The 14783-nt window shown below is 66.9% G+C and carries 11 protein-coding genes; 5 read left to right on the top strand and 6 right to left on the bottom strand.

Annotation, left to right across the window (positions count from 1 at the left end; genetic code table 11):
- The first annotated feature begins 14 nt into the window (after positions 1-14).
- Entirely contained in the window at positions 15-2135 is a 2121-nt protein-coding gene (locus tag NTCA1_RS13225; RefSeq protein ID WP_133084637.1) for an acetate--CoA ligase family protein, read from the top strand.
- 45 nt (positions 2136-2180) lie between these two features.
- Here the strand turns inward: NTCA1_RS13225 and NTCA1_RS13220 are convergent, their stop codons facing one another.
- The 4 genes from NTCA1_RS13220 to NTCA1_RS13205 form a co-directional block, all read right to left on the bottom strand.
- Positions 2181-3488 (bottom strand): MFS transporter, encoded by a 1308-nt coding sequence (locus NTCA1_RS13220; RefSeq protein ID WP_133084636.1) that lies wholly within the window; start codon positions 3486-3488, stop codon positions 2181-2183.
- On the bottom strand, positions 3485-4723 hold the full coding sequence (locus tag NTCA1_RS13215; protein ID WP_236549308.1) for an MFS transporter: 1239 nt from the start codon (positions 4721-4723) through the stop codon (positions 3485-3487). The genes NTCA1_RS13220 and NTCA1_RS13215 overlap by 4 nt, the downstream gene beginning before the upstream one ends.
- A 90-nt stretch (positions 4724-4813) precedes the next feature.
- Entirely contained in the window at positions 4814-6346 is a 1533-nt protein-coding gene (locus NTCA1_RS13210; protein WP_236549307.1) for an alginate export family protein, read from the bottom strand.
- Between the two features lie 17 nt (positions 6347-6363).
- A complete protein-coding gene (locus NTCA1_RS13205) occupies positions 6364-7362 on the bottom strand; it encodes an MBL fold metallo-hydrolase (RefSeq protein ID WP_133084635.1) in 999 nt (332 codons plus the stop codon).
- Positions 7363-7484: 122 nt separating this feature from the next.
- On the opposite strand from NTCA1_RS13205, the gene NTCA1_RS13200 reads away from it, so the two are divergent.
- Complete coding sequence (locus tag NTCA1_RS13200) at positions 7485-8186, top strand: TetR/AcrR family transcriptional regulator (protein ID WP_236549306.1); 702 nt, start codon at positions 7485-7487, stop codon at positions 8184-8186.
- 3 nt (positions 8187-8189) lie between these two features.
- Here the strand turns inward: NTCA1_RS13200 and NTCA1_RS13195 are convergent, their stop codons facing one another.
- A complete protein-coding gene (locus tag NTCA1_RS13195; protein WP_133084634.1) occupies positions 8190-9392 on the bottom strand; it encodes an MFS transporter in 1203 nt (400 codons plus the stop codon).
- A gap of 14 nt (positions 9393-9406) precedes the next feature.
- Positions 9407-10441, bottom strand: coding sequence for an aldo/keto reductase (locus NTCA1_RS13190; RefSeq protein WP_133084633.1), 1035 nt, complete (start codon positions 10439-10441; stop codon positions 9407-9409).
- 84 nt (positions 10442-10525) lie between these two features.
- Between NTCA1_RS13190 and NTCA1_RS13185 the strand changes: the two genes are divergently transcribed.
- The 3 genes from NTCA1_RS13185 (at position 10526) to NTCA1_RS13175 (ending at position 14722) form a co-directional block, all read left to right on the top strand.
- Positions 10526-11449, top strand: a complete 924-nt coding sequence (locus NTCA1_RS13185) for a LysR family transcriptional regulator (RefSeq protein ID WP_133084632.1) — start codon at positions 10526-10528, stop codon at positions 11447-11449.
- Between the two features lie 157 nt (positions 11450-11606).
- Positions 11607-12338 carry a hypothetical protein gene (locus NTCA1_RS13180; protein WP_236549305.1) on the top strand — a complete coding sequence of 244 codons (732 nt, stop codon included), beginning with the start codon at positions 11607-11609 and terminating at the stop codon, positions 12336-12338.
- 206 nt (positions 12339-12544) lie between these two features.
- On the top strand, positions 12545-14722 hold the full coding sequence (locus NTCA1_RS13175) for a TonB-dependent siderophore receptor (RefSeq protein ID WP_236549304.1): 2178 nt from the start codon (positions 12545-12547) through the stop codon (positions 14720-14722).
- The last annotated feature ends 61 nt before the right edge of the window (positions 14723-14783 follow it).

The following is a 14783-nucleotide window of genomic DNA, read 5'->3' as shown; positions in this document are numbered from 1 at the left end:
ACGGGGAGAGAACGATGACTGAAAGAACCCTGTCCCGGGAGGCCGTCGCGCGCCTGCTGCGTCCGCGCTCCGTCGCGGTGGTGGGCGCCAGCGACAAGCCGGGCGCGCTCGGCGCCTCGGTGCTGGGCAATCTCGATCGCAACGGCTTCGCAGGGGAGATCTATCCGATCAACCCCAAGCGGGATGCGATCGGCGGGCGGGCCTGCCTGCCCTCGGTGGAGGCGCTGCCCGAAGGGGTGGACGTGGCCGTGCTGGCGATCCCGCAGGCAGGCGTGCTCGACGCGGTGCGTGGGCTGGCCGCGCGCAAGGCGGGCGGCGCGATCATCTTCTCCGCCGGATTTGCCGAAGGCGGCGAAGAGGGCAAGGCCCAGCAGGCCGAGATCGCCCGGATCGCCGCCGAGCACGGCATGGTCATCGAGGGGCCGAACTGCCTGGGCCTGGTCAATCACGTCGACGGCGTGCCGCTCACGTTCGTCGAAACGCAGACCATGGCTCCGGCCGGTCGGCCCGGCGTGGCGGTGGTCTCGCAGTCGGGCGCGATGGCGGCGGTGCTCTGCACCACGTTCCAGGCGCGCGATCTGGCGATCAGCTACTCGGTCTCCACCGGCAACGAGGCGGCAAGCGGTGTCGAGGATTATGTCGACTGGCTGGTCGAGGACGGGAACACCCGCGTCATCGCGATGATCGTCGAGCAGTTCCGCCGCCCGGCGCGCTTCCTGGCGGCGGCGCGGCGTGCGCGCGATGCGGGCAAGACGGTGGTGCTGCTCCATCCCGGCAAATCCAGCGCCGCGCGCGAATCCGCCGCGACCCATACCGGCGCCATGGCCGGAGACTACAAGCTGATGCGCCGCAAGGTGGAACGGGCAGGCGTGATCTTCGCCGAAACCCTGGAGGAACTGGGCGACGTTTCCGAAATCCTGCTGCGCGCGCCCGCGCTGGCCCATCCCGAACTTGCGGTATTGGGCGAATCCGGGGCGTTCAAGGCGCTGACGCTGGATCTGGCGGAAGAACTGGGCATTGCGCTCGCACGGCTGGACGATGCCGATTCTCCAGCTCTGCGTGCCGCCCTGCCGCCTTTCGTTCCGGTCAGCAATCCGCTGGACATTACCGCCCAGGGCCTGAGCCAGCCGGAAATCTACACGCAGACCCTGGCCGCGCTGCTGGATGATCCGCGTGTCGGCGGCGTGGTCGCGGGAATCATCCAGACCGATCCCGTGACCTGTGCGATCAAGATCCCCGCGATCCTGGCGGCCCTGGACGGGCGGACCATCGACAAGCCGCTGGTCTATGCGGGGCTGGACGAAGGCGCGCCTGTTCCGCCCGAACATGTCGAAGCGCTGCGGGCACGGGGCATACCGTGCTTTCCCAGCACCGAGCGCGCCTTTCGCGCCCTGGCCCGGCTGGCGGGCCTTGCGGCGCGGGATCTCACCGAGGCTCCCGTCGCCGCGACTCCGGTGCCGGGGCTCGATGCTCACGCGGGCGTCGTGGCCGAGTACCAGGCCAAGGACCTGCTACGCCCGCTGGGCTTCGCGTTTCCGGCAGGTCGCTTCGCCGGGAGCGGGGAAGAGGCGGTCGCTGCTGCCGATGCCCTGGGCTATCCGGTGGCGATGAAGGCGCAGGCTGCGGCGCTGGGGCACAAGAGCGATGCGGGCGGGGTCATCCTGAACCTGGCCGATGCCGCCTCGGTCCGCGAGGCATGGGCGCGCATTCACGCCAATGTCGCAGCCTACGACGCCGCGCTCGTGCTTGACGGTGTGCTGATCGAGAAGATGGGGCAGCGCGGTCTGGAAATGATCGTGGGGGGGCGCAACGATCCCGAGTGGGGGCCGGTCATGCTGGCCGGGTTCGGCGGGGTGACGGCGGAAATCCTTCAGGACGTCCGCCTTTTCACGCCCGACATGTCGCTGGAACAGATCGAGGCGGAACTGATGCAGCTGAGAAGCGCGCCGCTTCTGGCCGGATATCGCGGCGCGCCCGCGCTTGACGTGGCGGCGCTGGCGCGGCTGGTGGCGCAAGTGGGCGCCCTGCTGGTGGCGGAGCCCTCGCTGGCGGATATCGACCTCAACCCGGTGATCCTGCATCCGCAGGGCGAAGGCGCGGTGGCGCTCGATGCCCTGATGGTGGTGCAGGCCTGACGGAAACGGCCGCGCCTCCAGACAGAGGCGCGGCTGCATCCGGGTTCAGGCCGGGGCGGCAGGGCGCTCGCGAAGGAGCAGCAGCGCCCCGGCAGCGATCAGGGATCCCGATCCCATAAGCACCGCAACGAGGGAAAGATCGAACCCGGCGGTGAACAGGAAGCCCGCGACGATCGGGCCAAGCGCGGCGCCGCCGCGACCTATGCCGATCACGAAGCCCGTCCCGCCCGCACGCACGGAAGTCGGGAAGACCTTGGCGAACAGCGCATAGAGCCCGACCACGCCCGCATTGGTACAGAACCCGGCGGCGCCCGCGATCAGCGCAAGGCCGCCCAGCGTCTCCTGTCCCTGCCCGAACAGGGCAACCAGAACGGTCGAGGCGACCATGGCCACGATCACCAGCTTGCGCACGGCAATCCGGTAAGTCAGCAGGCTGAGGAGGGTAGCGCCCGCCAGGCCGCCGACATTGGCCCAGACCAGCACGTCGCCCGCCTTCGCGGCGGCATGGCCCATGTCGACGACGATCTTGGGGATCCATTTCAGGATGAAATAGAAGGTCATGATGTGGCAGAAGTAGGCCAGCGTCAGCAGCACCGTGCTGCGGGCAAGGCCGGGCGCGAAGAGGTCGCCGATGGACGGCTTCGCGGCGCGCTGCGGTGCGGGCGGAAGTGCGGAAACGGTCTCATGGCCCAGTCGGCGCAGGGTGGCGTTGATCTTCTCCAGAGCGCCGGGACCGCGCTTCTGCACGAGGAAGCCGATCGATTCCGGCAGGAGGAACCAGGCTATCGGCAGGAACAGCGCGGTTGCCGCGGCGCCGAACGTGAAGACGTCGCGCCAGTGACCGCTGGCGAGCAGCCCCGTCGCGATCGAGCCGCCGACGATGGCGCCCATCGGGTAGCCCGCGGCCATGATCGCCACCGCCAGATTGCGGTGTCGGTCGTTGGAATATTCCGCCACCAGCGCATTGGTGCAGGCCAGCATGCCGCCGATGCCGAGGCCCGTCACCAGCCGGATGATCGAAAGATTGACGACCGAACTGGCCGTGGTCGCCAGCGCCATGCCGCCTGCCATGATGACGAGGCAGGCCAGGACCGTGGGGCGTCGTCCGATCCGGTCGGCCAAGCCGCCCAGCACGACCGAGCCGAGGGCCATCCCGATCAGTTCCATCGAAAGCACCAGCCCCAGCGCGGCGCGGTCGATCCCCCATTCCTCGGCAATGCCCGGAGAGGCGAAGCTGATGGCCAGCACGTCGAACCCGTCGAGGGCATTGAGCAGAACGCAGAGCGTGACCGCGGCGATCTGCAAGGGGCGCATCGCGCCCTGAGAGAGGATGGATTGGGGATCTCTGGTCATCGTGCTTCCCGGCCTTGCGACGGTGGATGGTGGACGGCGCGGTCGATCCGGCCGTACGTTCTTTCGAGAAGGCCCGCGGCTGCCATGACGATCGGTACGGGCAGGGCCAGGCAGAGCAGCGCGGTGCCGCTTTCAATGTCGCGCATCGTCAGGTAGCCGATCAGCAGCGGGCCGCAGGCGGCGCCAAGGCGGCCCAGTCCCAAGGCCCAGCCCAGTCCGGTCGTCCGCACGGCGGGCGGGTAGAATAGCGATGCGGCGGCGACCATGTCCTTCTGTCCGCCGCCGATGCCGATCCCGGCCAGCATCGCGGCGCCGTGGAACGGCAGGCCGCCCCGTGCGGCAAAGGTGCCGAGCAGGACGATCCCGGTCAATCCGATCCCGCTCATCGCCACGAGCGCGCGGAACGGCCCCATGCGGTCGGCCAGCCAGATCATCGGCAAGGCGCCCAGAGCGGTTCCTAGCGTGAACAGGCTTGTCGCCGTGACGGCGCTGGAGAAAGGCAGGCCTTCGCGCGCGGTGAGCAGGGGAAGCCAGGATTGCAGCGCGTAGAACAGCCCCAGCCCGATCGAGAACATGATCCAGAACAGAAGCGTGCCGGTCCTCAGACGAGGGTCGAAAAGCGCGGCGAGCGGGCGCCCGGCCTGTTCCTTCTCTTGCTGCGCTCTCTTGCCCGGCAGGACCGCGCCGAGCAGCACGACCATCAGCAGGGCGAGCGGGACGGCAGCGGCCCAGGGCGCGCGCCAGCCTGCCTGGGGCACGAGCCAGCCGCTCGTCAGGCCGGCTGCCAGGAACCCGAGCGAGAAGGCAACATAGATCCCCACTACTTGCGCCCCGCGCCAGCGCACCTGGCCTTGCCGACTGGCGATCGAGACCGCGCTCGGCAAGGCCGCGCCGATGGCGATCCCGGTCAATACCCAGCCGAGCGCCAGCATTTCGATCCCCGGCGAAACCATGCAGAGCAAAGTCGACAGCGCCAGGCCCAGCATGGCGCCGCGCAGCACCGGCCGCTCGCCCACGCGGTCCGCCATCGGCGCGACGACGAGATATCCCAGTAGCAGTCCGAAGATCGCCGAAGAGAGCAGCGGGCCGATCATGCCCTCCGCCAGCTTCCAGTCCCGCACCAGTCCGGGCATCGAGAAACTCAGCGACTGAAAGGCATAGCCGCTGACGAACAGCGTCATGGCGCAGCACAGAATCACCTGGACTTCGCGCTGCCTGCTCCCGACCTCCCGCACACGTTCTCCCGCGCCCCGCCTCCCCGACGCGGGGGCTCCCCTCCAGGTTCCGGGCGAACCGGCAATCAGGAAGGGGGAACCGTCCACGGGTCAGAACCGCAGGGTCATCATTGTCTGAACGAACAGGTTATCGCCATAACCCGCGCGGGTTAAGACCTTTCCGGCATCCACGTAGTTCGCGATGCCGGAAAGGCTGACGTGCGGGTTCAGCGTCCAGTTCGCGCGGAGGCGGGCAATGTTGGCGACATGTCTGCCCGCCACGTTCTGGGTTCCGGCATAGGCCTGGGAGTTGCCGCGATAGACGGCGTCGCTCTGATCGGGCCGCCAGTAGAACCCGGTCTCCCCGATGAGCTGGAGCTTTTTCGTTACCGGCACGCTCAGTGTCGGTGCGATGCCCATCATGTTTATCGCGCCGAGGTAGTTGTCGTCGCTGTAGATGATCGTGGCGTTGTAGAGGAAGTTGAACGCACCGACCTTGCCAGCGGTGTCGAACGTGCCGCCGCCCGAGGCATAGTCGGCATGGAAGCCCAGCCTTGGCGCGGCCCCACCCTTGCCCAGCGCGATCGACTGGTTGGTGCTGACGCCCCAGGCATCGACGGGGCGGGCGCCGAAGCGGCCGTCCTGCTTCAGCGCCGTCCAGTCGAACGCCACCGGCCCCAGGTGTCCCCAGACCCGCGCGCCGTAAGTCTCGCGGCGATCCTTGCCGGAAAGGCGGCCCAGCGTGCGGTCGTCATCCTCGAAATGGTAGTAGAACGGGTCGACATATACTGCGGACTTGCTCCGGGGACTGCCGCCCAGAGCGAGAAAGCTGGAGTAGACGCCGCTCAGGGTCTCGCCATTGCCGATCCTGTCGTCCAGCAGTCCGGTGCCTTGCTCGGTAGGTTCGAAATGGAAAGCGGTGAAGCGGAAGCGCCGCCAGTCCATCGACAGCCGCGCGCCGTTCATCGAGACGCGGATATTGGGGTTCTCTCGCGGGCTGACGATGAAGCGCGGGCCGTCGAAGAATTCCTGCCGCCCCACGGTTACGCGCGCCACGCCCGAGCCGACCGGCGCCCGCAGCTCGGCGAACAGCTGCTGGACGATCAGGTCGTTCTTCTGGATCGGGATGTGGCGGTTCTCGTTCTTGCCGAAGATCTGCCCGGAGGCGAGTTCGCCATAGACGCGAAAGGCAGGGCCGATCCGCAGATCCGCGCCGATCGTCGTGCGTGAAAGCACTTCGATGCGGTCGGTCGTGTCGGAAAGCAGCGGCCGGGTGGAAAGGCTGACGCTGCTGCGCTGGTCGCCGTTGAGGGTCAGCGAGACATTGCCGTCTCCGGCTAGCGGCATGAACTTGAGCGGCGAGGCCCAGCCCCGCTTCGCCTTGGGATTGCGGAGGAAGCGCCAGTCTTCGCCGCCGCGCAGCATCATGTAATTGGGGCCGGTGCGCGGCCCCTGTCCGTCCGCTTCGGTCTGGTAAGGGGATTTCAGCGTGGTGGCGGGCTGCGGCGCCGGGGCGACCGTCTGCGCGGAATCCGGCTGCGCGTCATTGTCCGCGGCTGCGAAAGCGCAGCCCGGCATGAGCAGTCCGATCGTAACGCATCCGGCAAGGCCCCGATCGCGCAGCGGAAAGATCCGGTTGCGCATCGTTGTCCTCTCGCCGCTTACCCGAGCGGGATTTCCATGAGATCGCGGCCGACCACGATCTCGCCCTTGTAGTGCTTGGCCACTTCGTCTCGCCACATGGCGTCGGTGATCCACTCCATGTCGCCGGGCACGAAATGGCTCAGCACCAGTTTCTTCACGCCTGCGCGCGCAGCGATCTGCCCGACCTGTTCGGCCGTGGTGTGGCTTTCGATCAGGTGGTTGCGGAAAGTGGGCGTGCCGTTCGCGCGCTTCACCAGTTCATCGACGCCCGGCACGTAAAGAACTTCGTGAACCAGAACGTCGGCACCCCGCGCGAAATCGGCAAGGGCGGGGTTGTAGGCGGTATCGCCCGAATAGACGACGCTGCCGTAAGGCGTCTCGAAACGGTAGGCGAGATTGTCGAGCGGCGGGTGCGGGGTGGTGAAGGCCGAGACCCTGACGTTTCCTTCCGCCATGACCGGTCCCTGCTTGGGCGCGAAATCGTGCGCGCGAAGGAGCGTGGCGGGGTCGACGCGGCCTTCGTCGGCCATGCGGGTGGCAATGTCCATCCGGTTGAGCCGCCAGTAGTCGGCAGCCATGGCCTCGATCCCGACGGGACCATAGGCATCGACCGGCTTCCTCAGCGCGCCCGCCGCCCACATGTTGTAGACGAGATTGCCGAATTCCAGCTGATGGTCCGAATGCATGTGCGAAATGAAGATCGCGCGGATATCCGCCAGATTCAGCCCCGCTTTCACGATCTGCGCGGTCACGCCCATGCCGGTGTCGATGACGTAGACCTTGCCGTCCACCACCAGCGCATTGGCGGGGTTCGAACGGGTTCCGCCCACGCGCGGTCCGCCCTTGGTGCCGAGCAGCACCAGCCTGGCGCCCTTGGCAGGCGCGGTCTTCGCGCCCGGCGCCTGCGCCAGCAGCGACGAGGCCGATCCGGCCAGCAGCGAGCCGGCGGCGGCGGTCATGGCCGTCTGCAACAGGCCCCGGCGATTGAACTTGGCGATATGCGACCCGGAAAACATCAACCTCTCCACCTTCGAACAGCCAGCCCTGAACGGGCTTGTTGGCCATCGCCTATCATCGGCTGCAAAGGTTCGTCAATACGAATAAGAGTCTCATTCTGTTTTTATGATGAATTTGCGTCATGGACAAGCCGTTTGCTATCGGCAATGCCGCTGCGATGACCGACGCGGCGCTTCCCATCGATATCGAGGATGATCTGGCCAGAGTGGGGGTGACTCCCGCTCTCCAGTCCCGCAGCCGCACCTTGCGCGACCGGCTGATCGGCGAAGCTCTGGCCATTGCCCGCAAGCAGCCGTTCGACGATGTCAGCATCATCGACATCTGCGCAGCGGCGGGCTGTTCCACCGGCGCTTTCTATTCCCGGTTTCCCGACAAGATCACGCTGTTCAAGGCGGTGATGGTCTTTGCGGCCGCCGAATCCGGCCCGCTGCTGGAGAGCATCGTGCGCGAGGCGCCGTTCGGGGAGATCGTGCCCAGGCTCGTGGCGGCGCAAGTGGAGCGATACTTGCGCCACGCCATGTTCTTCCGCTCCGCCTTCAAGGTCAGCCTCGATTCCGAACAGGCCTGGGAGCCGTTCCGGCGCAATGCCCATAACCTTGCCGGGGCCTATATCGAACGCGTTCTGGCAGTGCCGGGTGTCGACCCGGACGACCTGCGGATCGACCGGATCCGCTTCGCCTTTCAGGTCATGTACGGCGTGCTCAACAATACGCTGAGCAACCGTCCGGGCCCCTTCGTCCTGGAGAGCGACGAATTCCCCGCGCTGCTGGAGGAGGCGATGATGGCCACCATGGACCTGCCGCCCCCTCGCGAGATCTTCTGAAGATCAGGCCTGTGTCGGCGCGGGAAGGGCCTCTCCGGCGGCCCCGGAAGCCCGACCGAGGAACACCAGCAGGAGTCCCGCGGCGGCGAGCAGGCTGCCCGTCATCGCGACGGCGCCGTAACCCAGGCCGGCCTTCACGACTGCCGCCCCGCTGGCAGCGCCCACGGCATTGCCGAGATTGAAGGCGCCGACATTGATGGAGGAGGCCAGGCCCGGCGCTTCGGAGGCGGCCTCCATCACGCGCATCTGGACGGGCGGGACAAGCGCGAAGGCAGCGGCGCCCCAGGCCAGCAATCCGATCGCGGCGCCGACTTGCGATGTCAGGGCAAGCGGCAGTGCCAGCATGACGGCGGCCAGCAGGGCGAGGAACAGCTTCGTCGCGCCGTCCAGCGACCAGTCCGCCAGCTTTCCGCCCAGCCAGTTGCCGATGGTGAAGCCCACGCCGATCAGCGCCAGGGCCAGAGTTACGAAGCCGTTGGAGGCGTGGGTGAGTTCGGTCAGCGCCGGGGTGACGTAAGTATAGAGCGTGAACATGGCCGCCGCGCCCATCACGGTCGTCGCCATGGCCAGAAGCACGGGCTTGCTGGTAAGCACTCTGAGTTCCTTGGCCACGTCGGGCCGGGTTCCGGCGGCACCCTTGGGCAGGGCAGCCCAGAGCGCGGCAATGGCCACGAGGCCGATCAGAGCCGTACCCCCGAAGGCCATTCGCCACCCGACCTGCTGACCGATCCAGGTCGCCGCGGGTACGCCGCCGATATTGGCGATCGTCAGGCCCAGGAACATCGTGGCCACGGCGCTCCCCTGCTTCTCCCGGGGCACTGCGCTTGCGGCAACGACGGCGCCGATCCCGAAGAACGCGCCGTGGTTGAGGCTGGTGACCAGCCGGGCCAGAAGCAGCGTGAAATAGCCGGGCGCCATGGCCGACATCAGGTTGCCCACAGTGAATATGCCCATGAGCATGATCAGCGCGGCACGCCTGCCGAAGCGCGCAAAGGCAAGGGTCATGACCGGCGCGCCGACAAGGACGCCGATCGCATAGGCGCTGACCAGCAGGCCTGCGGTCGGAATGGAAACCTGGACGCCGTCGGCGATCACCGGCAGCAGTCCCATCGGTGAAAACTCGGTCGTGCCGATTCCGAACGCGCCGATGGCCAATGCCAGGAGGATGCCGCGCGGATCGGCGGACGGTGCGGTACGGGGTGTCATGACGGAAATGACCTTTAAACGAGAGGCGGGTTGAGGCGGGCGAAGCCTTCCTGCTGGTGATAGGGCGTGTGCGGATAGGCGGGCAGCGATGCGCTGGCGGCGTCCAGTCTGGCGACCTGTTCCGGCGAGAGCGCCCAGCCGACCGCGCCAAGGTTCTGGCGCAGTTGTTCCTCGTTGCGGGCGCCGATGATCACCGAGGACACCGTGGGGCGTCGCAGCAGCCAGTTGAGCGCGACTTGCGGCACGCTCCGCCCGGTTTCGGCGGCCACGATGTCGAGCGCATCGACCACGCGGTAGAGATGTTCGTCCTCCACGGGCGGCGCGAACTGGGCGGTGTCGTGCAGGCGGCTGCCAGCGGGGATGGGGCTGGAGCGGCGGATCCGGCCGGTCAGTCGGCCCCAGCCGAGCGGGCTCCAGACCAGTGCGCCCACGCCCTGATCGGCGGCCAGCGGCATGAGGTCCGCTTCATAGGCGCGGCCGATCAGCGAGTAGTAGACCTGATGCGCGGCCATGCGCGGCCAGCCGTGGCGGTCGGCGGCCGCCAGCGCCTTCATCAGCGCCCAGCCGGGATAGTTTGAAACGCCGACGTGGCGGACTTTGCCTGCGCGCACCAGCATGTCGAGCGTGACCAGCAACTCGTCCACGGGCGTAGCGGCATCGTAGGCATGAAGCTGGAGCAGGTCGATATGGTCCGTGCCGAGACGGTGCAGGGCATTCTCCACGGCCCTGATCAGGCGCGAGCGCGAAACGCCCCAATCGCCGGGGCCGTCTCCGGTGGGTAGGCCGGTCTTGGTCGAGACCAGCACCTCGCCGCGCCGCCCCTTGATGGCCGCGCCCAGCACTTCCTCGGAGGCGCCGTTCGAATAGACGTCGGCGGTGTCGAACAGGTTGACGCCCGCTTCCAGGCAGATGTCCACCAGCCGCCTCGCTTCGGCGACATCGCTGGTGCCCCAGGCGCCAAACAGCGGCCCGGTGCCGCCAAAAGTGCCGGTGCCGAAGCTGAGGGCAGGTACGCGCAGGCCCGAGGCGCCCAACTGGCGGTATTCCATCGTAAAACCTTTCCTCGGGGTCCTGACCCCGTGTTCCGAGATGCAAAAATGGACTGCCGGGCATCGGCGCGGTAGGCTGCATGAATGCGAAAGATTTTTGAATCCGATGCAAAGGCACCGCTCGGCGCGGACCGGGCCCGGGCGCTGGAGGTGTTCTCGACGGTGGCGGCGGAAGGCAGCTTTTCCGCCGCGGGGCGCTTGCTGGGCCTGACCCCTTCGGCAGTCAGCCGTACCGTGGACCGCATAGAGGCGCGCCTTGGCGTAAGGCTGCTGCTGCGGACTACCCGCGCGCTCTCCCTGACGGCCGAAGGGCAGGCCTATCTGGGCGCGGCGCGGCGGATCCTGGCCGATCTCGACGACGCGGAGCAGGCCATTGCCGATCGCGGCACCCCGCGCGGTCGGCTGCGCATCAGCGTGTCCCATGCCCATGGCCGCCTGACCGTCGTGCCGCTGCTCGGCGAGTTCGCCCGCCGCTATCCGCATATTCTGGTCGATATCGGCGTGACCGACCAACTGGTCGACGTCGCGGCGGGAGCAGCCGATGTGGCGATCCGCTTCGGGCCGCTGGCGGACAGCGCGCTGACGGCGCGCAAACTGGGCGAGAACCGCCGCGTGATCGTGGCCGCTCCGGCCTATCTTGCGCGGCACGGCACGCCGCAAGTGCCGGAAGACCTGCACGGTCACAATTGCCTGAACTTCAACTTCCGCCGGGCGGAGCCGGTCTGGCCCTTCCGGCGCGAGGGGCGCGACTATGCGCTCAGCGTGCGCGGCACTCTGGAGGCCAACAACGGCGAGACGCTAGGCCAGCTGGCGGCGGACGGGGTGGGGATCACCCGCGTCGGCCGGTTCAGCGTGGTGGACGAAATCGCGTCGGGACGGCTGGTTCCGATCCTGGAGGACTTCAATCCGGGCGACGTGGAACTGATCCACGCGGTCTTTGCAGGCGGCGCCAACATGCCCGCGCGGGTGCGGGTTTTCGTGGACTATCTGAGCGAACGGATGCGCTAGGCCGACCCGGCTTCAGCGATCCGGTCGAAACCCGGCGCGGCAATCGGGCGTTCAAGTGCCTGTACCCTTGTCGTTCGGGGTGAATGGCATCGGTTTTTTTGGCCTATTGCACCTTGCGCAATTCGCTATATCCGGCCGCAGACAGTTGAGGGCGAAGATGACAGACCATTGCCACCAGAGTGCTTCCGGTAAGATTGCGATCACGGTCGCGCCGCGTAGTATCGGGCGGGGCGCGGCGCCTTTACTGGCAGCCATACTCGTCACGGCCGCGCCCTTCGGCACGGCTGCGGCGCAGGCACAGGCGCAGGCACAGTCCCGGGTCTCGCCGGAGCAGTTTCCGATGCAATCTCCGGTCGGGCCTTCCCCATCGCCGCAGGCGCCCGCTGCCCATGGCGATCATGCGCCGGGGGCCATGCCGAGCCCGATGTCCTGTCCATCGGACCCGGTCGATCTGCCGCCCGAACTCGCGGCCTGGAATGCGCGCAAACCGCTGCTTGCTGCGCGTGATACGCGCTCGCTTTCGGGCGCGAAGCTTGACGTCGGCAAGGCCGTGGCAGGCGGTCTGCGGCCGACCGCAGAGCTGCGCTATCCCCAGCGCCCGGAAAAGCCCGGCAGTTCCTCCAGCTTCGGCGGGCTCTATACTTTCACCGTTGCCGAAGCGGGCAGCTACCGCGTCGCGCTTGGCGCGGCGGCCTGGGTGGATGTCGTGAAGGCAGGGGCGACGGTGGGCAAGGGCAGCGTCATGACGTCCACCGCGCATGGCCACGGCCCGGACTGCTCGGGCATTCGCAAGATGGTGGACTTCACGCTCAAGCCCGGCACTTATCTGCTCCAGATCTCGGGCAATGCGGTGGACCGCTTGCCGCTGCTGGTTACGCGCCTTCCCTGATGCATCGTCCGTAACGGGGGCTGTTAACCGGGCCTGAAGACGGGGAGGCTCCCCTTTGTTACAGAGCGTAAAAATATGTTGCGAATGCGAGGCGTTCGCATTAGCAAACGTTTGCGGATAGGACAGAACGGGCTCGCAACGCCAATCGGCACGCGCCTTCTTTCGGAAAGAGGAATGCCTCTTTTCCAGCAGGGGTCGATATTTCAGTGCTACGTTCGTCTCGTTCGCGCCGTGCGCGCGCTCGCGTTATTTCCGGTGGTCTTTCCGCGCGTGTTCCCTTTGCCGTCTCCACTGCCGCACTGGCCTTTGCCTTGGTCACGCCCGCATGGGCCGAGGACGCCACTGCCGATGCGGGAGCGGAAGCCGATGGCGGCGAGAACATCGTCGTCACGGCCCGCGCGCAGAAGCTCTACCGGGTGACGCAGACCGAGATCGGCAAGATCGCCGCCGACCCCCTCGACGTGCCGCAGTCCGTCCAGGTCATCAACAGCGAGATGATCGAGGACCAGGGCGCCCGCGATATCCGCGACCTCTATCGCAACGTGCCCGGCGTCAGCGCGGACAACTACGCGACCGTCACCTATCGCGGTTTCAGCCAGGACGTGACCTATTACGACGGCCTGCGCGGTGATCCGTTCCAGACCTTCTCGGTGCCGCAGCTTTTCACCATCGAACGGGTGGAATTCCTGAAAGGTCCGGCGGGCATGCTCTATGGCTCGGGCTCTCCGGGCGGCACGATCAACTACGTGACCAAGAAGCCGGGCGAGGTCTTCGGCGGCAATTTGCGGGTGATCGGGGGCGGGCGGAATCGCTACGGCGCCTCGGGCGACGTGACCGGTCCGCTTGACGCGAACGGTACGGTTACCGGGCGCGTGGGTCTGTTCTACGAGGATATGGACAGCTACCGCGACCATGCCAGCAGCCGCACATTCGTGGGCGATGCCGGGCTTGCCGTGAAGCTGGCGCCGGACACCAAGCTGACCGTGCAGGTCACCGACTACGACCAGAACCTGCCCGGCAATCGCCTGCGCGGCATTCCGATCGATGCCGACGGCAACTTCTACGCCAAGCGCAGCTGGAACCACAACGATCCCGACGACTACATCCGCTACAATGGACTGGTCACGCAGGCGCGGCTGGACAGCAGGCTGTCGGACGCGCTGTCGTTCAATGTCGCGGGACGCTGGTTCAAGTACGACGAGGAGCAGAAGTACCACGAGCCCGTCGCCTTGCGCGATACCGACGGGGACGGGGTCTACGATACCGTCACCCGCGAATACCGCGACCAGCACCGCAAGGTGAAAGGTCTCTCGTTCGGCGCCAATCTGGTCGGCAAGTTCGATACCGGCCCGATCAGCCACACCGTCCTGTTCGGCGGCGACTGGTACCGCGAGGATTCCAGCGCGACCAACTATGCCTCCCGCAACGTGCCCACGCGCTCGCTGATCGATCCCGACTATACGACCGACAGCCGCCCCGATCTTTCGGGCGTGACGCCCTCCTACAGCGACGCCCGCGCGCTGCGCCGGGGCGTCTATCTCCAGGAACAGATGGGACTGGGCGAGCATGTGATCCTGGTCGGCGGCGTGCGCCGGGACTGGTTCGACGACAACGACTACATCGCAAGCGAAACCGCCAGTTCCGCCGCCACCACCTTCCGCGCCGGGGCGATCTACAAGCCGCGTTCGGACGTATCGCTCTACGTCAGCTGGTCCGAGGCTTTCGAGCCGCAGAGCGTTGCCGACCAGTCTCCCCTTGCGGGCGGGCCTTTCGCGCCGGAAACGGGGCAGCAGGTCGAGGCGGGGGTGAAGACCGATCTCCTCGACGGGCGCATCCAGACCACGCTGGCCGCCTATCGCATCGTGCGCCGCAACGTGCTCCAGATCGACGACAGCCTCGAACCCGTGAACGGCATCGACCAGCTCGCCCCGCTGGGCGAAGTGACCAGCAAGGGCATCGAGGCCACGGTGACCGCCGATGTCACCAGGAACTGGCTGATTTCCGCGAACTATGCCTATAACGATACGACCATCACCGGATCGGTGGAGGGACAGGCGGTAGACCGCTCGGTGGGCGATCGCTTCCCCAACACGCCCCAGCACAAGGCGGGTTTCTGGACGCGCTATCAAGTCGCCGCGATCGACACGGCCTTCTCTTTCGGCGGCCAGTACGTTTCCTCGCAAATCGACCGCAGCGGAGACAGGCTGAAGCCCTTCACCGTGTTCGACGCGACCATCGCGCATGACTTCGGGATTTTCGACGCCAAGTTCCGCATCGAGAACATCTTCGACAAGTTCTATGCCGTCTCCGGCTTCACCGGCCCAAAGGGCGCCTATATCGGCAATGCGCGAAGCTGGTTCGTGGAACTGCGCCGCCGTTTCTGAGAGTTCGTTTGAAAAATGCCCTGAAGAGCATTTTTGTGCGGCACCGGCCCAGCTCGTCCCG

The sequence above is a fragment of the Novosphingobium sp. TCA1 genome, assembly GCF_009811895.1.
In the GTDB taxonomy this organism is placed as follows: Bacteria; Pseudomonadota; Alphaproteobacteria; order Sphingomonadales; family Sphingomonadaceae; genus Novosphingobium; species Novosphingobium panipatense_A.
The sequence above is the reverse complement of the archived record's forward strand: the minus strand, read 5'-3'. Positions and strand labels throughout refer to the sequence as shown.